The sequence below is a fragment of the Pelagerythrobacter marensis genome (genome assembly GCF_001028625.1).
Classification (GTDB): Bacteria; Pseudomonadota; Alphaproteobacteria; order Sphingomonadales; family Sphingomonadaceae; genus Pelagerythrobacter; species Pelagerythrobacter marensis.
The window spans coordinates 2,770,764-2,793,291 of sequence record NZ_CP011805.1 but is presented as its reverse complement, the minus strand read 5'-3'; the positions used below and the strand labels follow the sequence as shown (position 1 = coordinate 2,793,291).

The 22,528-nt window shown below is 65.2% G+C and carries 23 protein-coding genes and 1 tRNA gene; 12 read left to right on the top strand and 12 right to left on the bottom strand.

Annotated elements, in window-relative coordinates:
- Nucleotides 1–101: 101 nt before the first annotated feature.
- Nucleotides 102–1,652 (top strand): Do family serine endopeptidase, encoded by a 1,551-nt coding sequence (locus tag AM2010_RS13165; RefSeq protein ID WP_236699468.1) that lies wholly within the window; start codon nucleotides 102–104, stop codon nucleotides 1,650–1,652.
- Nucleotides 1,653–1,747: 95 nt separating this feature from the next.
- Here AM2010_RS13165 and AM2010_RS13160 read toward each other — a convergent pair whose 3' ends face one another.
- The 5 genes from AM2010_RS13160 to AM2010_RS13140 all read right to left on the bottom strand — a co-directional run bounded on the left by AM2010_RS13160 (nucleotide 1,748) and on the right by AM2010_RS13140 (nucleotide 6,102).
- The gene (locus AM2010_RS13160; RefSeq protein ID WP_047807458.1) at nucleotides 1,748–3,934 is read right to left on the bottom strand and encodes a transglycosylase domain-containing protein; all 2,187 of its coding nucleotides are present in this window, start codon (nucleotides 3,932–3,934) and stop codon (nucleotides 1,748–1,750) included.
- A 97-nt stretch (nucleotides 3,935–4,031) separates the two neighbouring features.
- Entirely contained in the window at nucleotides 4,032–4,430 is a 399-nt protein-coding gene (msrB, locus tag AM2010_RS13155) for a peptide-methionine (R)-S-oxide reductase MsrB (RefSeq protein ID WP_047807457.1), read from the bottom strand.
- Nucleotides 4,431–4,462: 32 nt separating this feature from the next.
- Complete coding sequence (locus AM2010_RS13150; RefSeq protein ID WP_047807456.1) at nucleotides 4,463–5,134, bottom strand: glutathione S-transferase family protein; 672 nt, start codon at nucleotides 5,132–5,134, stop codon at nucleotides 4,463–4,465.
- An 80-nt stretch (nucleotides 5,135–5,214) separates the two neighbouring features.
- Nucleotides 5,215–5,664 (bottom strand): hypothetical protein, encoded by a 450-nt coding sequence (locus tag AM2010_RS13145; protein ID WP_047807455.1) that lies wholly within the window; start codon nucleotides 5,662–5,664, stop codon nucleotides 5,215–5,217.
- 81 nt (nucleotides 5,665–5,745) lie between these two features.
- Nucleotides 5,746–6,102, bottom strand: a complete 357-nt coding sequence (locus tag AM2010_RS13140; RefSeq protein WP_047807454.1) for a hypothetical protein — start codon at nucleotides 6,100–6,102, stop codon at nucleotides 5,746–5,748.
- Between the two features lie 105 nt (nucleotides 6,103–6,207).
- Between AM2010_RS13140 and AM2010_RS13135 the strand changes: the two genes are divergently transcribed.
- The 3 genes from AM2010_RS13135 to AM2010_RS13125 all read left to right on the top strand — a co-directional run bounded on the left by AM2010_RS13135 (nucleotide 6,208) and on the right by AM2010_RS13125 (nucleotide 9,475).
- Nucleotides 6,208–7,638, top strand: coding sequence for an NAD-dependent succinate-semialdehyde dehydrogenase (locus tag AM2010_RS13135; RefSeq protein WP_047807453.1), 1,431 nt, complete (start codon nucleotides 6,208–6,210; stop codon nucleotides 7,636–7,638).
- A gap of 282 nt (nucleotides 7,639–7,920) precedes the next feature.
- The gene (locus AM2010_RS13130) at nucleotides 7,921–9,033 is read left to right on the top strand and encodes an S-(hydroxymethyl)glutathione dehydrogenase/class III alcohol dehydrogenase (protein ID WP_047807452.1); all 1,113 of its coding nucleotides are present in this window, start codon (nucleotides 7,921–7,923) and stop codon (nucleotides 9,031–9,033) included.
- A gap of 61 nt (nucleotides 9,034–9,094) precedes the next feature.
- Complete coding sequence (locus AM2010_RS13125; RefSeq protein WP_047807451.1) at nucleotides 9,095–9,475, top strand: VOC family protein; 381 nt, start codon at nucleotides 9,095–9,097, stop codon at nucleotides 9,473–9,475.
- A gap of 113 nt (nucleotides 9,476–9,588) precedes the next feature.
- Here AM2010_RS13125 and AM2010_RS13120 read toward each other — a convergent pair whose 3' ends face one another.
- A complete protein-coding gene (locus AM2010_RS13120; protein ID WP_047807450.1) occupies nucleotides 9,589–10,215 on the bottom strand; it encodes a TetR/AcrR family transcriptional regulator in 627 nt (208 codons plus the stop codon).
- Between the two features lie 147 nt (nucleotides 10,216–10,362).
- Here AM2010_RS13120 and AM2010_RS13115 point away from each other — a divergent pair, with 147 nt between their 5' ends.
- Nucleotides 10,363–11,217, top strand: a complete 855-nt coding sequence (locus AM2010_RS13115; RefSeq protein WP_047807449.1) for a metal-dependent hydrolase — start codon at nucleotides 10,363–10,365, stop codon at nucleotides 11,215–11,217.
- Nucleotides 11,214–11,639, top strand: coding sequence for a DUF2147 domain-containing protein (locus AM2010_RS13110; protein WP_047807448.1), 426 nt, complete (start codon nucleotides 11,214–11,216; stop codon nucleotides 11,637–11,639). Before AM2010_RS13115 ends, AM2010_RS13110 begins: the two co-directional genes overlap by 4 nt.
- A gap of 52 nt (nucleotides 11,640–11,691) precedes the next feature.
- Here the strand turns inward: AM2010_RS13110 and AM2010_RS13105 are convergent, their stop codons facing one another.
- The 4 genes from AM2010_RS13105 to AM2010_RS13090 all read right to left on the bottom strand — a co-directional run bounded on the left by AM2010_RS13105 (nucleotide 11,692) and on the right by AM2010_RS13090 (nucleotide 15,440).
- The gene (locus AM2010_RS13105; protein WP_058350927.1) at nucleotides 11,692–12,303 is read right to left on the bottom strand and encodes a hypothetical protein; all 612 of its coding nucleotides are present in this window, start codon (nucleotides 12,301–12,303) and stop codon (nucleotides 11,692–11,694) included.
- Nucleotides 12,300–14,009 (bottom strand): PDZ domain-containing protein, encoded by a 1,710-nt coding sequence (locus AM2010_RS13100; protein WP_082132930.1) that lies wholly within the window; start codon nucleotides 14,007–14,009, stop codon nucleotides 12,300–12,302. The genes AM2010_RS13105 and AM2010_RS13100 overlap by 4 nt, the downstream gene beginning before the upstream one ends.
- A gap of 362 nt (nucleotides 14,010–14,371) precedes the next feature.
- A tRNA-Leu gene (locus AM2010_RS13095) sits at nucleotides 14,372–14,458 on the bottom strand.
- Nucleotides 14,459–14,564: 106 nt separating this feature from the next.
- Entirely contained in the window at nucleotides 14,565–15,440 is an 876-nt protein-coding gene (locus AM2010_RS13090) for a zinc-ribbon domain-containing protein (RefSeq protein WP_047807446.1), read from the bottom strand.
- A 155-nt stretch (nucleotides 15,441–15,595) separates the two neighbouring features.
- On the opposite strand from AM2010_RS13090, the gene ftsE reads away from it, so the two are divergent.
- Genes ftsE through AM2010_RS13070 form a run of 4 tightly spaced genes read left to right on the top strand, consistent with a single transcriptional unit; the run spans nucleotide 15,596 to nucleotide 18,508 of the window.
- Entirely contained in the window at nucleotides 15,596–16,348 is a 753-nt protein-coding gene (ftsE, locus tag AM2010_RS13085; protein WP_047807445.1) for a cell division ATP-binding protein FtsE, read from the top strand.
- On the top strand, nucleotides 16,345–17,277 hold the full coding sequence (locus AM2010_RS13080) for a cell division protein FtsX (RefSeq protein ID WP_201784057.1): 933 nt from the start codon (nucleotides 16,345–16,347) through the stop codon (nucleotides 17,275–17,277). The genes ftsE and AM2010_RS13080 overlap by 4 nt, the downstream gene beginning before the upstream one ends.
- Nucleotides 17,274–17,813, top strand: coding sequence for a YdcF family protein (locus tag AM2010_RS13075; protein ID WP_047807444.1), 540 nt, complete (start codon nucleotides 17,274–17,276; stop codon nucleotides 17,811–17,813). Before AM2010_RS13080 ends, AM2010_RS13075 begins: the two co-directional genes overlap by 4 nt.
- Nucleotides 17,810–18,508: a lysophospholipid acyltransferase family protein gene (locus AM2010_RS13070; protein WP_047807989.1), complete on the top strand. Its 699-nt coding sequence runs from the start codon at nucleotides 17,810–17,812 to the stop codon at nucleotides 18,506–18,508. The genes AM2010_RS13075 and AM2010_RS13070 overlap by 4 nt, the downstream gene beginning before the upstream one ends.
- Here AM2010_RS13070 and AM2010_RS13065 read toward each other — a convergent pair.
- Both AM2010_RS13065 and hisC read right to left on the bottom strand, forming a co-directional pair.
- Nucleotides 18,505–19,419, bottom strand: coding sequence for a prephenate/arogenate dehydrogenase family protein (locus AM2010_RS13065; protein WP_047807443.1), 915 nt, complete (start codon nucleotides 19,417–19,419; stop codon nucleotides 18,505–18,507). The two genes, AM2010_RS13070 and AM2010_RS13065, sit on opposite strands and share 4 nt — an antisense overlap.
- On the bottom strand, nucleotides 19,416–20,516 hold the full coding sequence (gene hisC / locus AM2010_RS13060; protein ID WP_047807988.1) for a histidinol-phosphate transaminase: 1,101 nt from the start codon (nucleotides 20,514–20,516) through the stop codon (nucleotides 19,416–19,418). The genes AM2010_RS13065 and hisC overlap by 4 nt, the downstream gene beginning before the upstream one ends.
- Before the next feature lie 113 nt (nucleotides 20,517–20,629).
- Here hisC and metX point away from each other — a divergent pair, with 113 nt between their 5' ends.
- Nucleotides 20,630–21,742: a homoserine O-acetyltransferase MetX gene (gene metX, locus AM2010_RS13055; protein ID WP_047807442.1), complete on the top strand. Its 1,113-nt coding sequence runs from the start codon at nucleotides 20,630–20,632 to the stop codon at nucleotides 21,740–21,742.
- Entirely contained in the window at nucleotides 21,735–22,337 is a 603-nt protein-coding gene (gene metW / locus AM2010_RS13050) for a methionine biosynthesis protein MetW (RefSeq protein WP_047807441.1), read from the top strand. Before metX ends, metW begins: the two co-directional genes overlap by 8 nt.
- The last annotated feature ends 191 nt before the right edge of the window (nucleotides 22,338–22,528 follow it).

Here is a 22,528-nt window from a genome sequence, read left to right as displayed (position 1 = left end):
AAGGCGCATTAAGGGCCCGGGCGCATCTATCGCATCGGGACTGCAAACCGCCTCTGACAGAGGCATGGAAACGCACTGGACATGAAGAGGAAGCAAAGGAAGTGAAGCCCGTGAAATACGCCTATGGCCTGACTTCGGCACTCCTTGTCGGCGGCGCGGCGATCTCGCTCGCGACCGGCTATCCTGCGGGTGCGCAAGTCGCCCAGAACGACGAAAGCCGTATTGCCGGCGCGGTTCCGCGCGCCGGCGCCCCCGAAAGTTTCGCCGATCTGACCGCGCAGCTTCAACCCGCAGTGGTCAATATCTCGACCAAGCAGCGGGTCGAGGTGCAGTCGATGAACCCCTTCGCCGGCACCCCGCTCGAAGGGTTCTTCGGCCGGCGGCGCGGCCAGCAGCAGCCGCAATATCGCGAAGGGCAATCGCTCGGCTCCGGCTTCATCATTTCGGCAGACGGTTACGTGGTCACGAACAATCACGTGATCGCGCCCGGCGCACGCGGTGCCACGGTCGAAGAGATCACCGTGACGACACCCGATGGCACCGAATATCCGGCGGAACTGGTCGGATCGGACAAGGAATCCGACCTCGCAGTGCTGAAGATCGTTCGCGATGAGCCGTTCCCCTTCGTCGAGTTCGGCGAATCGGATCAGGCACGCGTGGGGGATTGGGTGATCGCGATCGGCAACCCTTTCGGCCTAGGTGGCACGGTTACCAGCGGGATCGTTTCGGCAGTCTATCGCACGCCACCGGTCAATGGTCAGCAGGTCGTGGGCGCTTACGACCGCTACATTCAGACCGATGCCAGCATCAATCGCGGCAATTCGGGCGGCCCGCTGTTCGACATGCGGGGCAATGTGATCGGGATCAACAACGCGATCATCTCCCCCACCGGAGGCAGTGTCGGCATCGGCTTCGCGATCCCTGCCGACATTGCCGCACCGATCGTCGAACAGTTGCGCGAAGGTCGGGAGGTTGAACGTGGATACCTTGGGGTGGAACTCGGCCCCGTGGACGAAGACATTGCGGATTCGGTAGGACTGGATCGGCGCCTCGGCGAATTCGTGCAAGGCGTGCGCGATGGAGGCCCGGCGAAACGCGCCGGCATTCGCCCTGGCGACATCATCGTCGAAGTGGGCGGCCAGGCCGTAACTGCAGAGCGCAGCGTGTCCTTTATCATCGCCAACACGGCACCGGGCACGCGCCTGCCGGTCACGCTCTATCGCAACGGCGAACGCAGAACGGTCACTGTGACGGTGGGCCAGTTCCCCTCGGAAGAAGTTCTTGCCCAGGAACAGCAGACGTTCGATCCGGAAGAAGAACCGGATATGGACGATACGCCGCAGACCGGTGTGGTTGCTGAACGCCTCGGTCTGCAGGTGATCGAGCTGACTCCGCAGATCGCCCGGCAACTGCGCGCGCCCAGCGATACCGAAGGTGTCGTGATCGCCGCTGTGGACCGCTCGACCGATGCGGGCCGCAAGGTCACGCGCGGCGACATTATCCTGAGCGCGAATTACAACGAGGTCACGTCGATCGACGAGCTGGAGACAATCGTCAGCGAGGCGCAGCGCAACGGGCGCGACTCGGTTCTGTTGCGGGTGCAGCGGGTCGGCCAGGTGAGCCCGTTCTATATCGCCGTAAGAATGCGCTGAACTGGCTATATCGCCGTGCCGTTCGCGCGGCTTTGCAACGAAAAGGCCCTTCCCTCACCGGGGGAGGGCCTTTTTCTTAGCCCGCCCCAACGATGCTACTCCTCGCCTCCCGGACCCGGAAGGCGCAGGGGCTGGGGCGTGGGGGCGGCACCCGGAGCCACGCCAGGCTGCTGCGGTGCGGTGCGATTCTGCGGGCCGCTGCGCCCGGTCGCGCGGTCGAGGAAATCGTCGCTCGCCGCCTGTCCATTACCGCCGGCTTCGTTCGTCGGCGCGGGTGTCGGCTGGCGCGGGCGATCGCCCGGCGGCAGTTCGCCTTCGACCGGGAACGGCAGTTCACCCGGCTCTTCCCTGCGGCCCGGTTCGATCAGGTTGCCCTGCTCATCGATATAATAATAATCGTCCGGATCGCCGTAATAATATTCGTCATCCGGCTCCAGCTGCCATTCGGGCAATTGCAGCTTGGTGTCGAATTCCTCAACCGGGCGATCTTTTACGGCGTAGCGCATATAGGCGGCGAAGGCCTGCGCCGGCGCCCGCCCGCCCTGCAGGCCCGGCACGGCCTTGGCATCGTCCCGCCCCATCCATACGCCGGTGGTGATCCCACTGGAAAAGCCGAGGAACCAGCCATCCTTGTTGGAATTGGTCGTCCCCGTCTTGCCCGCGACGGGTCGCCCGATCTGTGCCGCCCGCCCGGTCCCGGTGTTGACCGTGGTTTGCAGAAGGTCGGTGATCCCCGCTGCCACGTAATCGGGCACCAGCGACGTCGAGCGCGGCGCCTCGTGCTGATACAGCGTTTCGCCGCTGGCGGTCGTCACCTTGACGATGCCGTACGGCTCGACCGAATTGCCCCCGGCGGAAATGGCGGCGAAGGCGCGGGTCATGTCGATCACGCGCACTTCCGAACTGCCCAGAACCATCGCCGGATAAGTGGAAATCGGGGTGGTGATCCCGAACCGCTTGGCCATTGAGGCGACGGTGCCGAACCCGACTTCGTTGCCGAGCTGCGCAGCGACCGTGTTCTTCGAATAGGCGAAGGCGGCACGCAGATCGATCTCGCCGGCGAAGCTGCCGCCCGAATTGCGCGGGCTCCACCCGTCGATCGTCACCGGGGCATCGACCACCCGATCTTCCGGCGTATAGCCCGCTTCCAGCGCGGAGAGATAGACGAACAGCTTCCACGCCGAACCCGGCTGGCGCACCGCATCGGTCGCGCGGTTGTAATTTGTAGTGACGTAATCGGTGCCCCCGACCATCGCCAGGATCGCGCCGTCGCGGTCAAGGCTGACCAGCGCGCCCTGCGCCCCGCCCGGCGTGTTGGACTTGATCGCAGCGGTCGCCGCGCGCTGCATCCCGACATCGATCGTGGTCCAGACCTCAATCGGTTCGAACGTCTCGGGCAACAGCAGGTCGAGCTGTGGCAGGGCCCAGTCGGTGAAATAGCGGACCGAATTCTGGCTGCGATCTTCCTTCAGCTTGACGGCGGAGGGATCGACGCTCGCCTCGCTGGCCGAAATGCGCCCCTGTTCGCGCATCAGCCGCAGGACCACGTTGGCCCGGCCGACCGCGGCATCGACATCGGCGGTGGGGGAATAGCGGCTGGGCGCCTTGACCAGACCGGCGATGATCGCCGCCTCGGCCGTCGAAAGTTCGGTCGCCGGGTGGCTGAAGAACTTGCGGCTCGCGCTGTCCACGCCATAGGCGCCGCCGCCGAAATAGACCTTGTTCAGGTACAGCTCGAGGATCTGTTCCTTCGAGAACTTCCATTCGAGCGCCAGCGCCAGCACGGCCTCGCGCAGCTTGCGGTCGAGCGTGCGGTTCGAATTAAGGAAGATGTTGCGGGCCAGCTGCTGGGTGATCGTCGACGTCGCCGAAATGCGCCCGTCGCCGGTCACCGCCACCCATAGAGCGCGCGCCAGGCCGACAGGGTCGATACCGGGATGCGAACGATAGCGGCGATCCTCGACCGAGATCATCGCGTCTTTCATCACCTGCGGAATCTCAGAACTGTCCAGCCACGCGCCGTAGCTGGGGCCGAGTTCGACGATTTCGGACCCGTCGCGCGCGCGGACCACGATCGTCTGCCCGGTCTGCGAGGCCTTCAGTTCGGAATAGCTGGGCAGCGACCGCGCAGCGAAAGCCACCGCGAGGCCGAGGAAGAGAGCGCCCAGCAGCGCCAGCGCCCCACCCCAGATCACGATACGGCGCAACCAGCGCTTCCAGCCCGTCGGCCCGCCTTTGCCGCTAGACCTGGCGCCTTGCCGTCGGCTGCCCCGTTTCGCCATCTATTCCGCTTACCTCTTTGCGGGCGAAACGCCCGATTTTACGCATCCTGCCCGATGCATAGGCGAGTTGTAACCCGGCGTGAACGGGCGGCGGCGACTATTCCTCAGGCTTGAAGTCGAGCGCTGCGCTATTGATGCAATACCGCAGCCCTTCCGGCCCCGGCCCATCGGGGAAGACATGACCCAGATGCCCTTCGCACCGCGCGCAGACCACTTCGGTGCGGATCATGCCGTGGGTGGCATCGCGGTGTTCCTCCACCGCATCGCTGCCGGCAGGGGCAGTGAAGCTGGGCCAGCCCGAACCGCTGTCGTATTTGGTATCGCTTTCGAACAGGGCCTGGCCGCAGGCGGCGCAGCGATATTCGCCGGCCTGCCTGTTCTTCTCGTACTTGCCGGTGAAGGCACGCTCGGTCGCGCCCTGGCGCAGGACCTGGTACTGCTCGGGCGTCAATCGTTCACGCCATTCGGCGTCGGAAAGCTGGACCTTGTCGGTCATGGCGCATTCTCCATTTCTGGCGCGAGCCGCCGTCAGGTATCCAGCTCCGCATAATGGCGCGGTGGCTGGATCACTTCCATCCGCTCCGACAGAAGCGGGCGGAAAGACGGACGGCTCTTGAATACCGAATACCATCCGCGCGTCTGTTCGTGCCCGGCCCAGTCGATCCCGCCGAGATAATCGGCAACCGAAATCTGCGCCGCAGCGGCAAGATCCGCCAGGCTCATCGTCGCGCCGGCCAGCCAGGTCCGGTTGTCGATCAGCCAGTCGATATAGTCGAGATGCCCGTGCGCCAGCTTCATCGCCTCGCGCAGAATCCGCGAGTCGGGCGGCTGGCGCAGGACCAGCCGCTTCTTCATCCGTTCATGCAGCAGCGGCATCGTGACATCGCCGAAGAAGTTCTCGTCAAACAGGGCCACGAGCCGGCGGATCTCCGCCCGGTTCGCAGCCGTGCCGTTGATCATCGGCGCCTTGTCCACCGTTTCTTCGAAATATTCGCAGATCGCACGGCTATCGGCCAGCGCGATGCGGCGTTCGGGATCGTGCAGAACGGGGGTGCGGCCAGCGGGGTTGAGCGCCCAGAACTCGTCGCTCGCATCCCACGGATTCTCGCGCCAGAGTTCGTAACCCACGCCCTTTTCGCTCAGAAGCAGGCGGACCTTCCGGCTGAACGGACAGAGCGGGAACTGATAGAGGCGCCACATATGCATGTATGCTCATGCCGCATGTGCGCGAGGCCGTCCAGCCCTGCCCACATGCGGAGAAAGCGTGACTACGGCGGAGGTTAGCGTTGCCTGCGGCGCGCCTGGTCGAACGCGAACTCCAGCCGCCCAGCCAGATCCTGCAGCGCGGGACGCATCGCTTCGATGCCGCCGGCCATCGCCGCCATCGTGTCCATCGCGCGCGGCAGCTCGCGAGCTGCACGGGTCGGCAATTCGCCCGCATCGGGCCGCATCTTGCGAAGGGTGAGATCGGGATCGACGGTACCCGGATCGCGTCCGGTGGCTTCGGCCATGGGTTCCATGATCGGTGTCAGGGGGAGATCGAGCAGAATTTCACCCAGAACCGCGACGGTCGCGGCCAGGCCATCCTGCATCGCAGGATCGCGCAGTTGCTGCGACAGCGGGGCATCGCCTGCCAGATACTCGTCGCCGAGCGGATCGCCCGCGACCTGAGCCTGCGCGGCAACCGGCAATGCCAGCATCGCAGCGGCGGACAGGGCGAGAATGCGCATGGACTATCTCCGAATCGTTCGCCGCGGCGCTACCCGGTTGCGCCTGACCCGAGGGTGAACGCCGCGACGCGCCCCGGCGCGCTACAGCCCCGATGCGTCCAGCAGCAGGAGGCACGGCGGCATGACCGCTTCCAGTGCCCCATCGGCCCGCAATTCGTTCAGCTCCCCGGCGAAAAGCCCGGCCACCGCGTCCCGGTCCAGCCCGGCTTCATCCATGATCTGCGCTGCATTGCGCACGAAGAACTCGCGCCCCCGCGTGCCCAGTTGCGGATAGGCTGCCATCGCCGGATCGCCTTGCGCCTGCCCCTCCGCGACAAGTGCGAACGCGACCGAGCAGCGCAAGGCCGTTCGCTGGCTTACGTCGAGCGGGGCCCGTTCCTGCGCGAGAACGGGAACGGCGGCGAGAACTGCGAGAGCGGGGAAAATCGAGCGGATCATCGTGCCCGCTTATACGCAGCGGTATGAACACTTGCCAACGCGCCGGTTGACGCACTGCCTGCGCGCCGCCATCCCCCGCTCAACGACGAACACGAGGAGCTGCAAATGGCCGACTATCCCACTCTCCACCTGCTGATCGGCGGAGAAAAACTGTCCGGCGGCGGCCGCGAAACCGAAGATGTCGTTGACCCCGCAACCGGCGAGACGATCGGTTCCCTGCCGCGCGCGACCGGCGACGATCTGGATCGCGCGCTGGAAGGCGCACAGCGTGGCTTTCGCGAATGGCGCAATACCTCCGCCGACAAGCGCGCCGCGATTCTGACCAAGGCCGCAGCCCTGATCCGCGAACGCGCCGCCGACATCGGCCCGGCGATGACCCGCGAACAGGGCAAGCCGGTCAAGGAAGCGATCGGCGAGACGATCTATTGCGCGATGCTGCTCGAATTTTACGCGCAGGAAATCAAGCGGATCTATGGCCGCACAATGGTGCGCCCCGCGGGCCAGCGGGTCGAGGTGCAGTATCACCCGGTCGGCCCGGTGGCCGGCTTCGCGGCGTGGAATTTCCCCGCGATCAACGTCATGCGCAAGATCGGCGGCGCTCTGGCAGCCGGCTGCTCCGTAATCATCAAGCCGAGCGAGGAAACACCCGCCGGCGGGATCGCGCTGGTTCAGGCCCTGCTCGATGCCGGCGTTCCCGGCGATGCGGTGCAGTGTGTGTTCGGCGTGCCCGACACTGTCAGCCGCCATCTGCTCGCCTCTCCGGTCATTCGCAAGGTGACCTTCACTGGTTCCACCGCAGTGGGCAAGCACCTGGCCCGGCTGGCGGCCGATGATCTGAAGGTCGCGACGATGGAACTGGGCGGCCACGCCCCTGTGCTGGTGTTCGAAGATAGCGATATCGATGCCGTGCTCGATACGATGGTTGCGGCCAAGTATCGCAACGCGGGGCAGGTCTGCGTCAGCCCGACACGCTTCCTGGTGGAAGAGCCGGTGTTCGAGAAATTCCGCGACGGCTTCGTCGAACGGGCGAAGAAAGTCGTCGTCGGCAATGGTTTCGATGATGGTACGCAGATGGGGCCGCTGGCCAATTCGCGCGGGCTCGATTCGATGGAAAAGCTGCTCGGCAATGCGCAGGAGAAGGGCGCCAAGCTGCTGGCTGGCGGATCGCGGATCGGTAACCAGGGCTTCTTCCACGAACCGACCGTGCTCGGCAATGTGCCGCAGGACGCCGACATCATGAGCGAGGAGCCTTTCGGCCCCGTGGCGGTAATCAATCCGATGGCGGGTGAAGAGGCCATGATCGAGGAAGCGAACCGGCTGCCTTATGGCCTGGCCGCCTATGCCTGGACCAACGATCCGGCCCGCCGTCGCCGACTGGCCGCCGAAGTCGAGGCGGGAATGCTGGCGATCAACGGCGCGAGTGTTTCGGCAGTCGACGCCCCGTTCGGCGGGATCAAATGGTCGGGTTACGGCAGTGAGGACGGACGCGAGGGCGTGATGGCTTGCATGGTGCCCAAGACCATCCACGAGGGCTGATCGCGAGGTTATAACCTATTTGGCGTTTTTTAGTTGGAATCAAAACGCTAAATGGTTGTTGAAGTGGAGCATCGCAATGGTGCGATTCGCAGTTGGCGACGCACCGGAACCGGGGGTTCGCTACATGAAGCTGTCATGCTGAACTTGTTTCAGTATCCATCCTGCCTCCATGCACTGACAGTGCAAGCGGAGAAATGGGCCCTGAAACAAGTTCAGGGTGACGGTCCATTGATGATAGCGAACTTCGGATTCAGATAACTGGACGTTTACAGGAGTGCCCCGATGAAAACCCGCGCTGCGGTCGCCTTCGAAGCCAAAAAGCCGCTCGAGATCGTCGAACTCGATCTGGAAGGGCCGAAGGCGGGCGAAGTCCTGGTCGAGATCATGGCCACGGGCATTTGCCATACCGATGCCTATACGCTCGACGGGCACGACAGCGAGGGGATTTTTCCCTCTGTCCTCGGCCACGAAGGCGCGGGGATCGTGCGCGAAGTCGGCGCAGGTGTCACCAGCGTGAAGCCCGGCGATCACGTGATCCCGCTCTACACGCCCGAATGCCGCCAGTGTAAGTCGTGCCTTTCGGGCAAGACCAACCTGTGCACCGCCATCCGCGCGACCCAGGGCAAGGGGCTGATGCCCGACGGGACGACCCGCTTTTCCTACAAGGGGGAGCCGATCTACCACTACATGGGCTGTTCGACCTTCTCGAACTTCACCGTGCTGCCCGAAATCGCGGTCGCCAGGATCCGCGAAGACGCGCCCTTCCAGACCAGCTGCTACATCGGCTGCGGCGTTACCACCGGCGTCGGCGCGGTGACCAACACCGCCAAGGTGCAGGTCGGCGACAATGTCGTCGTGTTCGGCCTCGGCGGGATCGGCCTCAACGTGATCCAGGGCGCGCGGCTGGCGGGCGCGGGCATGATCATCGGGATCGATATCAATTCCGACCGCGAGGAATGGGGTCGCAAGTTCGGCATGACCCACTTCCTCAACACCAAGGGCATGAGCCGCGACGAGGTCGTCGCCAAGGTGGTCGAAATGACCGATGGCGGCGCCGATTACACGTTCGACTGCACCGGAAACACCGAGGTCATGCGCACCGCGCTCGAGGCCTGCCATCGCGGCTGGGGCACCAGCATCGTCATCGGCGTGGCCGAAGCGGGCAAGGAAATCGCGACGCGACCGTTCCAGCTGGTTACCGGGCGCAACTGGCGCGGCACCGCCTTCGGCGGGGCTCGCGGCCGGACCGACGTGCCCAAGATCGTCGACTGGTACATGGACGGCAAGATCGAGATCGACCCGATGATCACGCATGTCCTGTCGCTGGAAGACATCAACAAGGGATTCGACCTGATGCACGCGGGCGAAAGCATCCGCAGTGTGGTGGTTTACTGACATTCTTCCCCCGGCGCCGGGAGAGGATGAGACGCGGCAAGCGCAAGGAGAACCGGAAAAGATGTACAGCCACATGATGGTCGGATCGAACGATCTCGATCGCTCGAAGACGTTCTACGATGCCATTTTCACCGCCATCGGCGGCAAGGAAGGCTTCTTCGATCCCAAAGGCCGCCTGATCTACGTAAACAACGGCGGCCTGTTTCTCGTCACCAGGCCGATCGACGGCGAGCCTGCGACGCCCGGCAACGGCTGCACGGTCGGCTTCGCGATGAGCCCGGAACAGGCGGACGCCTGGCACAAGGCGGGCACCGAGAACGGTGGCACCGCGATCGAGGATCCGCCCGGCGTGCGCGAGGGCAATGGCATGAAAATGTATCTCGCCTATCTGCGCGATCCCGATGGCAACAAGCTCTGCGCGCTCAACCGGATGGACGCCTGATCGCCACCACTACACGCGCGGGACGGGATGACCGGCGGCCCTTCGGGCCGTGGCAATCCGTTCCGCGCATGAGTTTGCTAACCGTTTCCCTCCGGCACGAACGGCCACGGGTGTCAGCTGGTTGCCGGAGGAATTCCCCCGGGCAGGAGGAAGAGCGGCAGGATACGTGCGATCAGGTCGCGCATCGCGTCATCGTCCCGGTCCAGCATTTCGCGGACGTGCGGGCCGATCAGCGCATCGCCGAAGGCGCAGACCGCCATCATAAGCACGGCTGAACGCACCCGGCTGTCCGCATTGTCGTCCTGCGCCTGATCGACGATGGCATCGACCAGCGCGCGCACGGCGTCGCGAACCGGGGCGAGCTGCTCAACGTCTCCGGTCAGAATGATCCACGCGGCGAGCTGGCCTGCCCCGCCCTGATCGAAGGCATCGAACACCTTGTCCGTCACCGCTCGCGGCGCGGCGGCATCGGTCTTGAGCATTTCCACGACGTTATCGAGCGCATCGGTCAGGTCCCGGATCATCGAGCCCATGAGGGACGATTGCAGCGTGGCCGCAGATCCGAAATGATGCAGCACGTTGGCATGCGACATGCCGATCGCACTACCGACATTGGCAACGGTGACCGCCGAAGGCCCGCGATCGAGCAGAAGCCTGCGCGCCGCAACAAGCGCCTCTTCGCGAACTTCGTCACCCATCCGCTTGCGCCGCCGAACGCGCTGGTCCTTCGGATGTGCCATATGTCCCTCCGTAATCGCGCCAGCCGATCTGACGTACGCGCTTGATAGCACATACAGAAGTGCCAGCGCGCGTCACCCCCTTCAGGTATGTCTTTACATTGACATCAATGTCAGTTATGTAAGGCAAGAACGCAAAGGAGCTCGACCATGTCTTCAACGCAGACTCCCGGCAATCTTGCCATTCAGAAACGCAACTGGAAGTTCGGCCGCGGCGACCCCGCTCGCCGGTGGTGGCACGGCGGCGACCCCGGCCGCACGGCGTTCTTCAACGCCCTGTCGTCCACGTTCCCGGTGGGGGAGAAGTTCTTCATGACCGCAGTGCGGCATTACCGCGATGATGCGCCGGAGGAATTGCGCGCGCAGATCGACGATTTCATCTACCAGGAATCGATGCACACCCGCGAACATGTGTTCTTCAACAAGCAGGCGCGCGAGGCGGGCTTCGACATCGCTCCGGCCGAAGATCGCGCGGCGCGCACGATCGCCTGGGCGAAGCGGCGCCCCCCGGTGATGCAGCTAGCCGCCACCTGCGCGCTCGAACATTTCACCGCGTCGCTCGCCAATGCGGTTCTGTCCGATCCCCGACATCTGGCGGGGGCCGATCCGGAAGCTCACCGGATGTGGCGCTGGCACGCGATCGAAGAAATCGAACACAAGGCGGTGGCTTACGATACCTGGCTGCACGCCACGCGTCGCCTGCCACGCTGGCGGCGCTGGCTGAGGCGCTCCTTCGCCATGGGCGCGGCCACGGTGCGGTTCCATTACGTGATCTTCGCCAATACCGCCGGCCTGCTGGCGCAGGACGGGATGAACGACTTCAAGACCTGGCGCAAACTGCTCGGCTATCTCTACGGCAAAGGCGGCGCCATGCGGCTTCTGGTGCGAAGCGCGATCGGATATATGCGGCCCGGGTTTCATCCGTGGCAGCACGATGATCGCGCGCTGGTTGCCGAGGCGTTGCAAACGCTTGCCCCGCCTGCTGCCGCAAAGGTGCCGGCATGAGGCGGCTGACAGCGCTTGCCGCGCTCGCGATGGCGGCCATGCCGGCGATAGCTCTGGCCGCACCGGGCATAACCGGAGTGTGGGCCACTGGCAGCGAAGGGGGGAAAGTCGAAATCTACCGCTGCGGCAGCGCGCTGTGCGGGAAGATCGTGGACGCGAGCCGGCTACGGACCAATCCCGACCTCCGCGATGTGCGCAATCCCGACAGCTCGCTGCGCGGCCGCAGGCTCAAAGGTCTGGTCGTGCTGCGCAATTTCCGGGGTGGGCCAAGCGAATGGAAGGGCGGGCCGGTGTACGACCCGGAATCCGGCGACGGCGCGGCGACAGGATATCTGACTCTGCGCAGCGACGGCAAGCTGGAGGTGAAGGGCTGCAAGGCCGCAATATTCTGCCGCACCAAAGTCTGGAGCCGCGCGCACTGACACGGCACTGGGGCGGCCGGGCTGCGGCCTGGCTGCCCCGCCTACGCGGAACTCACTGGTCGCGCCGGTACAGCACAACTCCACTGGGTGACGCGAAAGCGTAAGACAGGCGGCAAAATACATACGCCCGCTCAACCGCACCCAATGCAAACGATGCGGAGTTCGGGACGTCCAGATCCCAGTTGCCCGACCGCCGCAAGACGCCGGGCAAGATCAGCGCCACATGCCCCGGAGCGCCGGTTCTGACCGCGATCACCGGCGCACCTTCATCCGCCGCCGCGGCAGCACGGCGCAGGGTCTGCTGGCTGGTCGCGCTGCCAATACGGCTCCAGCCGGACGCCGGGGCCGCTACTTTGGCCGATATCTCGTTGGCGGTCAGCCAGCCCCCCGATGGGCGAACGAAATCGGCCACACCGTATTCCGCCTCAAGCACTTTGCCGACGAAGTAGTTACATGCGATCCGATCGGCGAGCGGTCCATCGACGGGATCATCCGGACACGAAAGATATCCGCCAAGACGTATATAGAGGCTGCGCTGGGCCGAACTGGTCAGCCACGCCTGGGGATCGCTGTCCATGCAAGTCGCAGCGGAAAGGGGCGGGGCCGCGACGAAGGCCGCGATGCCGATTGCCAGCCCCCCGGCACGCCCCCTACCGATGGTCACGGACGTTTGCCTAGGGTGACCCACTGGCTGGCGACTGCGGTCTGCATCGGGTTCGAGTTGGGCACATCGATATAGCGAACGTTGATGTGATCGCCCGGCTCGTAGTTGGCGAGAAGGTTATCGATGTCGGAACTGTTGGCGACTTGCTTGCCGTCGAAATCGATTACCCACATTCCGGGCTGAAAGCCGGCCTTCTGCAACGGCCCGTTGGGATCGACGCAGGTCAATGTCGTCACCTGTTGCGGCTGGGGCGGCATATAGGGGCGGAAGAACGGAACGGTCATATTGGCCGCGTTGCACAGGCCCATCGCCGCCCTCCACTTCCGCTCCGCCTCGATCGCCACCGGCACGGTGGTTTCGCGCTGGACGGTTTGCGTTCGGTAATCCAGCCACTCGCGGCGCTGCTCTATCTCGGCCGATGTATTGATGACGCGACGGAAATTGTCGGTCCGCTGGTGGCTGCTGTTGGAAAAGCGCATGCCGTGGGCGATGAACCCGGCGTAATCCTGCGCCGATAGCGCGGCGGCCGCCTTGTCGATATCCACTTCCGCCATCTCATCGTCGTTCGCCACCGCAGCGGCATAGTCGCGGTGCACCTTGGCCAGATCGTCATTGCCCGACGCCTGTGCCCGTTCCGCAGCGTTCATATGACGTTCGATCAGTTGTTGCTTGCTCAGCGTTGGGAAGAACGCCGCCTCGAAACGGGCGAGCATGTCCTCGCTCGCGTCGTAAGTCACGACCCGCGTTCCCTCCATCTGTTCGATCTCGGTATTGGAGGTGAAGTTCTGTTCCAGCGAAGTCTTGAGCCGTGAACGCCGACTGCCGAAACCGAGAATTTGCCAGCCGGACGATGAGCTTTTCGTCTTGGCCCTTTGCGTTTCTTCGACGAACTGCTTCAGAACCTGGCGGATGTTGTACCGCCCTTCGACGATCGAGGTTTTAGCATCGAGGAAGCGGTAGCTCACATTGACCTCGAAATCCCCGGCCGCGATCTTGTTCTGTTGATAGAGCGAAGGTGCCGTTACGGTGAGGGACGGCATCGAGTTTCCGAAGTTCACCAGCGAACCTGAATAATCGCGCGATGCGATCACCTCCCCATCGACCAGTAGCTGAACCCGCACTTCGTTCAGCGTCGCGGCGTGCGGCTGGTAGCCTTCGTATGCTTTGGAGAACTGTTCCAGCTTGTCGTACAGAGGCTTCATCTGCTGGTAGGCCTGGAAGACGAAGTTGCCGACCGCCGGATTCCCGGCAAGCGGCGGGTGGACGAAAGGCACGTTAGGCCCGGCCATCCAATGGGTCGCCCAGCGTTCCAGCGTTTCGCCCTGCAGCGCTGCGGCGATCGCGGCTCTCTCGCGGGCATTGGGCATCGACGCATCGTAAGCGATCGGGACGGAAATCGATGTGGCGACTTTATCCGAGTACTGACTGGGCGTGAAAGGAATGCCCCGCTCGTCGTAGAATTTCAGGGCTTTGGGATCGATCGACATGACCGGCAATAACCAGAACCGGGGCGATACGCCGGTCGCCGCCGGCTGGGCGAACCCTGCTGCGCGATACTCCTCAAGCTCGCCACTGCTATCGGGAACGTAGAATTCGCTGACCGTAAAGTACTGCGAATTGGGTTGAATGCGTTCCTGCGCCCCTGCCGGCATTACCGCAAAAGTGGCTAGGCCAACAGCGATTACTTTGACCGAAGAAAATTTCATGATCCGTCTCCCCCCGATAACGTATCGATGTAAAACGATTACGCTGCGCCGCGAGATACGGCAAGAAGGAATGGACCGACGCCATTGCTACAGTTTGGCGAACGACTTCGTCCGATCCGTCCCCATCCATTATCGACAAGATAAACATTTGATTTTAAAGTATTCGACTGTTCTTCCGGCAACCAGCAGAAGATCGCTCGCAATGGCCGGGTGCGAAGAACAAGTGCTGCTTGGAGGTCAGGCGCTGAATGGCGGGGGCTGGCCGATGAAGTCCGGTCGAGCGCAATCGCCTCGACGACCGCACCGACCAACTTCGTGTTCGATCACGAAGTTGGCGAGATCGCCTGCGTCATCCATGGGATTGGTGCGGTCGAGAAGACTCGAACTTCCACGGGCGTTAGCCCACAACGACCTCAACGTTGCGCGTCTACCAGTTCCGCCACGACCGCACAGTCAGAAAGACGACAGGCGTCCTTCGGGGGGTAGGCGGGCGCCACTAGCAACAGGATTGCGGCATCGCAAGCGGTTTGAGTGGGTCGATGCGCACGCCGTGCTTCAGTCGGGCTTCCATCCGATTTCTGCGAACTTGGCGGACTTGGGCACATCGGTCACCGCCTCATTGATCGTCACGCTCTCGCCAGGGGCCAGCCGGGGCTGCGGCGGGGAGACTTCCCAGCTGTAGACGATCCGGTCGCGCGCATCGCGCATGACGATCAGGATCGACGGCACGCTGCGGGTTTCGCGACCGACATTGGTGATGGTTCCGCTAGCGCCAAAAAACTCGGTGCCGTTGGGCAGCGTACGCCGATCCTGCTGGTCGGCGGGGAATTCCAGAACCAGGTCGGGCTGTTCCACCGCGAAAGTCGGGCGACTGATCGGCACCCAGTCGGGCAGGCCCCAATAGCTGACTGCCCCGACCGTGCCCAGGGCGATCACCGCGAACGCAACCGCGGCGATGGTCCAGACTTTCAGAGGGTTACGGCGTGGCCGGAAAGGCGGTTCGGCAGCGAAATGCGAACGGGCAGCGCCCTCTTCATCCGGATCCCGCGCCCATCCATCGTCCACCGGCGGCGGTGGCGGGACCGGAGGCGACGGAGCGGGAGGTGTCTGATCGATCGCCGGTTGGTTCGGCGCAGCGACCTCGGCGACAGGGGCCTCGGCGACAGGGACCGTTTCGCTGAGCGTGGGCTGGCCTGCATCTTCGCGCGCTTGCTCGGACACTGGAGGCGGCGCTGGTGCAGGTACCGGCGGCGGAGGTGGCGGAGCGTCGCGGCGCTCGGTCCGATCCTCCGCCCCATCGCGGTCGGCACCGCTGCCATCCTGGAACCAGCTATGGCGGCATTTGGCGCACCGCACCGTGCGCCCGTCGACGCCGATGGCACTGTCGGGAACGACATAGCGCGTCGAACAGGCGGGGCAGGCTATGATCATCGTAACCACCACCCTTACGGCGCGAGACAAATCGCAACAAGGCTCGGACGAAGCGACAACGTGCGCGAGCGGCTTTTTTCCACACCGAAGCGCCGCTATAGCCGCCCGCAGATGCCCATTTGCCCCTCCCCGACCACGCAGGCGACCGCCCGAACATGACCGATTTCGACTCCGAGCGCGATTTCGACAGCGAAATCGTGTCGTTCGACAACGTCGGATTGCGGTACGGCACCGATGGCGAAGTGCTGCGCGATGTGTCCTTCACTCTCTACCCCGGCAGTTTCTACTTCCTGACCGGTGCGAGTGGTGCGGGGAAGACCTCGCTGCTCAAGCTGCTCTATCTGGCGCAGCGCCCATCGCGCGGGGCGATCCGCATGTTCGGTACCGACGTGATCACCCTGCCCCGCGCGCGCCTGCCGCAATTCAGACGTCGTCTGGGCGTCGTATTTCAGGACTTCCGACTTGTTCCCCATCTATCGGCGTTCGACAATGTGGCGCTGCCGTTGCGGGTGTCGGGGGTGGACGAGGCGGAAGTGACCAAGCCGGTTTCCGACATGCTGGAATGGGTCGGCCTGTCGCACCGCCGCGATGCGCGGCCAGCGACGCTTTCGGGCGGGGAGCAGCAGCGCGTGGCCATTGCCCGTGCGGTCATCGGGCGCCCCGATATGCTGGTGGCGGACGAGCCGACGGGGAATGTGGATCCCGAAATGGCGCTGAAGCTGCTGCGCCTGTTCGAAGCGCTCAATCGTCTGGGAACGACGGTCGTAGTGGCGACCCACGACGTTCATCTGCTCAAGAAGGTGCCCGAATCGCTGATCATGCGGCTCGACAAGGGGCGCCTGTCCGATCCGACCGGCGTTTTGCGATATCCCCCCCGCGCCGCGCGCGGCGACCGGGGCGTGTCATGACCGACCGGCCCGGACTCAATCGCGCCCTGCGCAAGGGGTTCGCTCCGTTCGGGGGGGAACGTGCCGCGCGCCTGGTGCCGCAAGCGCGGCTGGCGGGACCGATGCCGTGGGTCATTGCGATCATGGTGGCATTGACGGTGATCGCAGCAGCCGGCGGACTCGCGCTGCAGAACATGGCGGATGCGGCGCGCGCCGAGCTGGACGGCGGTGCAACCGTGCAAGTGCTCGAGGCACTGCCTCAGGAACGGGAACAGCAGACCGACGCGGTTGAAGCGGCGCTTTCCGCCGATCCCGCGGTCGCGACGTACCGGCGCGTGCCCGAAAGCGAGTTGGAGGAACTGCTCGAACCGTGGCTGGGCATTGGGAGCGGAGAGGCGACCGTCCCCGTTCCCGCGTTGATCGACGTGCGGCTGCGCGGGGCGGCGAACGCCGACGCAGTGGCGCGGTTGCAGGCACGGTTGACGGAAATTGCGCCGGGCGCACGGGTCGATGCCCAGGCGAGCTGGCTCGGCCCGGTATTCGATGTGATCGCGGCGCTCCAATGGCTGGCGATTGCGCTTGTCGTTCTGCTTGCCCTGACCAGCGCGACGGCAGTCTGGCTTGCGGCGCGCTCGGCGCTGGGAAGCAACCGCAACACGATCGAGATCATTCACCTGCTGGGCGGCACCGATGGCCAGATCGCGCGTATTTTCCAGCGCTCGATCGCGCAGGACGCGCTGATCGGCGGGATCGTCGGCCTCGCCCTCGGCCTTACGGCAATGTTCGTTCTCGCGCGGCAGTTCCGGCAGTTGGGCTCCGGGATGATCGCCGGGGGCGGATTGGGTATGGGCGACTGGGTTGCGCTCGCCGCCATCCCGCTGGCAGGCGTTGTGATTGCAATCGTTACAGCGCGGTTCACAGTGCTGTCGGCACTTCGGAGAATACTATGATCCGCCGACTGGTTTCCGCTGCGGTGCTCGTCTGGGCGCTGGGCTTCTTGTGGTTTGCGATTGCCCTGCCCGGGCCGGTCGAAGCGGCCAGGACCGATGCCGTTATCGTGCCGACAGGGGCAGCAGGGCGGATAGAGCGCGGGCTGGAGGTTCTGCAAGCTGGCGATGCACGCGCCATGCTTGTCACCGGGGTCGATCCCGAAGTGCGCCCGATCGAGTTCGCCAAACAGTTCGAGGTTTCGATGGCGACGATGGAATGCTGCGTCTCGCTGGGCTTTTCCGCCGTCGATACGCGCGGAAATGCAGCCGAAACCGCGCAGTGGGTGCGGGCGCGACGGGTCCGTTCGCTGCGACTGGTAACGACCGACTGGCATATGCGCCGCGCCGCAGGGGAACTGCAGCGGACCCTACCCGACGGGGTCGAGGTGGTGCGCGATGCGGTTCCTTCGCAGCCTTCGCTGCGCATCCTGTTCCTGGAATATCACAAACTGCTGGCCAGCGTGGTTTCGCGCCTGTGGCGGGGGGCGAAGGGATGATCGTTCTGCGCAACCTCGCGTTCTATCCGACGTTCTATTTCGGCAGTGTCTTCTACGTGCTCGCCTCGCTGGCGATGGCGGCAATCGGCAGTTCCGCCTTGCCCAAAGTCGTCGCAGGATGGTGCGGGTTTCACCGGTTCTGTTGCCGCAGTCTGCTGGGGATCGAGATACGGATCGAAGGGGCCCCGCTGGCAGGGCCGGCGCTCTATGCCATCCGGCACGAGAGTTTCTTCGAAGCGATCGACCTGCCTTGCCTGTTCGATCATCCCGCCCCGTTCGCCAAGCGTGAACTGTTTGCCATTCCGGGCTGGGGCCGCGCCGCGCGGGCTTACGGCTGCATTTCGGTTTCGCGCGAAGAGGGGGCCCGTGCTCTGCGAGCGATGGTCGCGGCCGCGCGCGGTTTCGTGGCGGCGGGGCGGCCGCTCGCGATATTCCCCGAAGGAACCCGCATCGCGCATGGCGAACGCGCACCGCTTCAGGCCGGGTTCGCCGGTCTCTACAAGCTGCTGGCGCTGCCAGTCGTACCCGTCGCGGTCGACAGCGGCCCGCTCTATCATCGCGGAATGAAACGGCCGGGGACGATTACCTATCGCTTTGCAGAACCGATTGCGCCGGGGCTGCCGCGCGCCGAAGTCGAGGCAAAAGTGATCGAAGCGATCAATGCCCTCAACACCAGCTCGCCGCCCAGCCGCTAGCGATCGGCGTGATCCGCCCGGCCGAAGTCGGGCCGGGCATCGTCCTGCCCCTGCTCCAGGATTGATCGGCGAATGTCCCGCGTGCGGGCGAACAGGTCGAACAGCGCCTCCCCATCCCCCCGCCGGATCGCGCGTTGCAGCGCGGTCAGGTCTTCGGTGAAGCGGCCAAGCATTTCCAGCACCGCGTCGCGGTTGGAAAGGAACACGTCGCGCCACATGGTCGGGTCGCTGGCGGCGATGCGGGTGAAGTCACGGAAACCGCCGGCCGAATACTTGATCACTTCGCTGCGGGTCACGTCTTCAAGGTCGGAGGCGGTGCCGACGATCGTATAGGCGATAAGGTGCGGGATATGGCTGGTGACGGCGAGCACGAGATCGTGGTGCGCGGCGTCCATGATCTCCACCCGGGCGCCCAGGGCTTCCCAGAACTGGCCAAGTGCCTCGACCGCCGCCGGGTCGGCATCGGCGGGCGGGGTCAGGATGCACCAGCGTTGCCGGAACAGGCTGGCGAAGCCGGCGTCGGGCCCGCTCCGCTCCGTCCCCGCGACCGGGTGCGCGGGGATCACCCGGCGGCCCGGCAGCGCGCGCGCCAGCGCCTCGCCGACCGAGGCCTTGGACGATCCCACGTCGGAAACGATCGCCGCCGGCGGCAGAGCCTCGGCACAGGCGCGCGCGGCGGCCTCCATCGCCCCGACCGGCACGCAGAACAGCACCAGGTCGGCATCGCGCACCGCCTCGGCCGGCGTGTCGCAGACGGTTCCGGCCAGGCCCCGCTCGGCAGCGCGTCGGCGGACTTCGGGATCGGCGTCGTAGCCGGTTGTCGCGACGCCGGGCAGGCATTCGGAAATCGCCAGGCCGACCGATCCCCCCAGCAGCCCGAGGCCCACGATGGCAACGCGCTTTATCGTCATGGCGCTTCTCCGACCGTTTCGCGCAGGACGGCGGCAATCGCATCCATCTGTTCGCGCGTGCCGACGGTGATCCGCAGCGCATGGTCGAGCCCGGCGGCGGAAAAGTGCCGGACCGCATAGCCTGCGCGAGCGATCGCGGCGTGGGCTTCGCGCGCGCTCGTCGCCCCTTCGAACAGGACCATCACGAAATTGCCGGCGCTGGGCAGCGCGCGCAGGCCGCGATTGCCGAGGGCTTCGATCGCATCGACAAAGCGGGCGCGTTCGGCCACGTTGTGCCGACGCGAGCGTTCGACGAAGTCCTGATCCTCCACCGCCGCCAGCGCCGCGGCCTGGCCGTGGCCGGTCACGTTGAAGGGTCCGCGAATACGGTTGAGCGTGTCGAGGATCTCCGGCGCGCCGGTCGCCCAGCCGATCCGTTCCCCCGCGAGGCCGTAGATCTTGGAGAAAGTTCGGGTGACGAGAACGTTTTCGTGCCGCTCCGCCAGCGCCAGCCCATGATCGTCATCCTGCGGGTCGAGGTATTCGGCGTAGGCCTGATCGAGCACGAACAGCACGTCGCGCGGCAGGCCGGCGTGGAGGCGGGCGACCTCCGCGGCCGACAGGAGGCCGCCGGTCGGGTTGTTCGGATTGGCGAGGAAGACGACCCGGGTGCGCGGCGTCACGGCGGCGAGCAGGGCATCGACATCGGCGCCGTAATCGGCATCGCTCGCCTCGACCGGGACGGCGCCGCAGCGGCGGGCGGCGATGTCGTAAACCGCGAAGCTGAAGCGCGAAAACAGCACCTCGTCCCCCGGCCCGGCGTAGCCTTGCGCGGCGAGGTTGAGCAATTCGTCCGAGCCCGTGCCGCAGACGATCCGCGCCGGGTCGATCCCGTGAACCCCGCCGATCGCCGCGCGCAGGGCGGCGGAATCGGGATCGGGGTAGCGCGCGGGCCCCGCGACCCGTTCCATCGCAGCGAGCGCCGCCGCGCTGGTGCCCAGCGGGTTCTCGTTCGCCGAGAGCTTCACCAGCTCGCGCCCGGCGGCATCTTTCGACTGGCCCGGCACATAGGCGTGGATGCCCTCGATCCAGGGCTTGCGAGTGGGACTTTCGGCCATGATGGCCGGGCGCATAGCCCGCATGACCTGCAAATCGAAGCAAATCCTGCTTGCCCCGGCTAAGGGCGGATGTGTTGACAGGCGCGTGGCAGCCGCCCAATCCCCGCCGCGCAATGACCGCCCCCGATCCCTCGCTCAGCTACGCGCTGCCTGCCCCCCTCCCGCTCGATGGCGGGCAGGCACTGGAAGGCGCGACGATCGCCTACCAGACTTATGGCAAGCTGGCGGCGGACAAGGGCAACGCGATCCTCGTCTGCCACGCGCTGACCGGCGACCAGTACCTCGCCAGCGCCCATCCCGTCACCGGCAAGCCCGGCTGGTGGGAACGGACGGTCGGGCCGGGCAAGCCGATCGATACCGACCGCTATCACGTCATCTGCGCCAATGTGATCGGCAGCTGCATGGGATCGACCGGGCCGGCGAGCGAGGCCCCCGATGGCAAGCCCTGGGGGATGCGTTTTCCCGTCATTACCGTGCGCGACATGGTTCGCGGCCTCGCCGCCCTGCTCGATGGGCTGGGGATAGAGCGGCTCCACGCCGTCGTCGGCGGATCGATGGGCGGGATGCAGGCGCTGAGCCTGGCGGCCAATTTCCCCGAGCGGGCGGCGCGCGTGCTCGCCATTGCCACGACCGCGCGCCATTCGGCGCAGAACATCGCCTTCCACGAAGTCGGCCGGCAGGCGATCATGGCCGATCCCAACTGGCGTGAAGGCGATTACTACGGCCACGATTCGACGCCCGATGCCGGCCTGGCCGTGGCGCGGATGGCGGCGCACATCACCTACCTTTCCGAAGCGGGCCTGACCGAGAAGTTCGGCCGCCGGCTGCAGGACCGTTCGGCCAAGAGCTTCGGCTTCGATGCCGATTTCCAGGTCGAAAGCTATCTGCGCTATCAGGGCAGCGGATTTACCCGGCGCTTCGATGCCAATTCCTACCTCTATATCACCCGCGCGATGGATTACCTCGACATTGCGGAAGAGCATGGCGGCAAGCTGGCCGATGCCTTTACCGGGCACGCGATGGGCCGGGGCGCGCGGTTCTGCCTGGTCAGCTTCGACACCGACTGGCTCTATCCCACCGCCGAAAGCCGCCATGTCGTCCACGCGCTCAACGCCGCGGGCGCGCCGGTCAGTTTCGTGGAGCTGTCGTCCCCCTTCGGGCACGACAGCTTCCTGCTCGACGTGCCCGCGCTCGACCGGGTCGTGAAGGGCTTCCTCGATGGTTGATGGCTTTGCCCTGCGCACCGACCTCGCGGTTATCGCCCGCCAGGTGCCCTCCGATGTGCGCGTGCTCGACGTCGGCTGCGGCGACGGGGCGCTGATGGCGGCGCTTCAGCGCAGCCGCAACGTCGATGCGCGCGGGATAGAGATCGATCCCGAACTGGTCGAACGCTGCGTCGCGCGGGGCTTGAGCGTGGTGCAGGGCGATGCCGACCGCGATCTCACCTTCTATCCCGATGGCGCGTTCGACGTCGCGATCCTCAGCCAGACGCTGCAGACCGCCGCGCGGCCCGACCGGATGCTGGCGGAGCTGCTGCGCGTGGGCCGCCGTGCCTTCGTCTCCTTCCCCAACTTCGCATACTGGCGGATGCGCTGGGCGCTGATGCGGCGCGGGCGGATGCCGGTGACGCGGCACCTGCCGGTGACGTGGTACGAAACGGCCAATATCCACCACATGACGGTGAAGGATTTCGAGGAACTGACCGAGCAACTCGGCATCGAAATCGAAAACCGCTGGTTCTTCACCGCCGACCGCGAAGTGGGCGCAGCGGGCGCAAACTGGCGCGCCGAATTTGCCCTGTTCGAAGTGAGCAAGGCCTAGGCCCGCCGCCCCTCCCCGCCATTGCCAGGGACCGGACAAAGGTGACACCGCGTCACTTTCGCCGGCCATCTCATTAGCCTGTAAAAACATGACCTTGTGCCGCCGCACCGCAGGGTGACGGACAGGTGCATGCCCCCTTCCTTGGCCAGCCGGGCGGAAGACATGGACCGCCTGTTACACTGTCCTGGGAC

Excerpts from the sequence above, each read along its gene's own strand:
- AM2010_RS13110 (WP_047807448.1), top strand. The coding sequence starts at position 11,214 with ATGAGGCGGCTGACAGCGCTTGCCGCGCTCGCGATGGCGGCCATGCCG.
- msrB (WP_047807457.1), bottom strand. The coding sequence starts at position 4,430 with ATGACCGACAAGGTCCAGCTTTCCGACGCCGAATGGCGTGAACGATTG.
- metW (WP_047807441.1), top strand. The coding sequence starts at position 21,735 with ATGGTTGATGGCTTTGCCCTGCGCACCGACCTCGCGGTTATCGCCCGC.
- AM2010_RS13100 (WP_082132930.1), bottom strand. The coding sequence starts at position 14,009 with ATGAAATTTTCTTCGGTCAAAGTAATCGCTGTTGGCCTAGCCACTTTT.
- AM2010_RS13090 (WP_047807446.1), bottom strand. The coding sequence starts at position 15,440 with ATGATCATAGCCTGCCCCGCCTGTTCGACGCGCTATGTCGTTCCCGAC.
- AM2010_RS13140 (WP_047807454.1), bottom strand. The coding sequence starts at position 6,102 with ATGATCCGCTCGATTTTCCCCGCTCTCGCAGTTCTCGCCGCCGTTCCC.
- AM2010_RS13135 (WP_047807453.1), top strand. The coding sequence starts at position 6,208 with ATGGCCGACTATCCCACTCTCCACCTGCTGATCGGCGGAGAAAAACTG.
- metX (WP_047807442.1), top strand. The coding sequence starts at position 20,630 with ATGACCGCCCCCGATCCCTCGCTCAGCTACGCGCTGCCTGCCCCCCTC.
- AM2010_RS13130 (WP_047807452.1), top strand. The coding sequence starts at position 7,921 with ATGAAAACCCGCGCTGCGGTCGCCTTCGAAGCCAAAAAGCCGCTCGAG.
- AM2010_RS13160 (WP_047807458.1), bottom strand. The coding sequence starts at position 3,934 with ATGGCGAAACGGGGCAGCCGACGGCAAGGCGCCAGGTCTAGCGGCAAA.
- AM2010_RS13115 (WP_047807449.1), top strand. The coding sequence starts at position 10,363 with ATGTCTTCAACGCAGACTCCCGGCAATCTTGCCATTCAGAAACGCAAC.
- AM2010_RS13125 (WP_047807451.1), top strand. The coding sequence starts at position 9,095 with ATGTACAGCCACATGATGGTCGGATCGAACGATCTCGATCGCTCGAAG.
- AM2010_RS13070 (WP_047807989.1), top strand. The coding sequence starts at position 17,810 with ATGATCGTTCTGCGCAACCTCGCGTTCTATCCGACGTTCTATTTCGGC.
- AM2010_RS13080 (WP_201784057.1), top strand. The coding sequence starts at position 16,345 with ATGACCGACCGGCCCGGACTCAATCGCGCCCTGCGCAAGGGGTTCGCT.
- AM2010_RS13075 (WP_047807444.1), top strand. The coding sequence starts at position 17,274 with ATGATCCGCCGACTGGTTTCCGCTGCGGTGCTCGTCTGGGCGCTGGGC.
- AM2010_RS13145 (WP_047807455.1), bottom strand. The coding sequence starts at position 5,664 with ATGCGCATTCTCGCCCTGTCCGCCGCTGCGATGCTGGCATTGCCGGTT.
- ftsE (WP_047807445.1), top strand. The coding sequence starts at position 15,596 with ATGACCGATTTCGACTCCGAGCGCGATTTCGACAGCGAAATCGTGTCG.
- hisC (WP_047807988.1), bottom strand. The coding sequence starts at position 20,516 with ATGGCCGAAAGTCCCACTCGCAAGCCCTGGATCGAGGGCATCCACGCC.
- AM2010_RS13065 (WP_047807443.1), bottom strand. The coding sequence starts at position 19,419 with ATGACGATAAAGCGCGTTGCCATCGTGGGCCTCGGGCTGCTGGGGGGA.
- AM2010_RS13150 (WP_047807456.1), bottom strand. The coding sequence starts at position 5,134 with ATGTGGCGCCTCTATCAGTTCCCGCTCTGTCCGTTCAGCCGGAAGGTC.
- AM2010_RS13120 (WP_047807450.1), bottom strand. The coding sequence starts at position 10,215 with ATGGCACATCCGAAGGACCAGCGCGTTCGGCGGCGCAAGCGGATGGGT.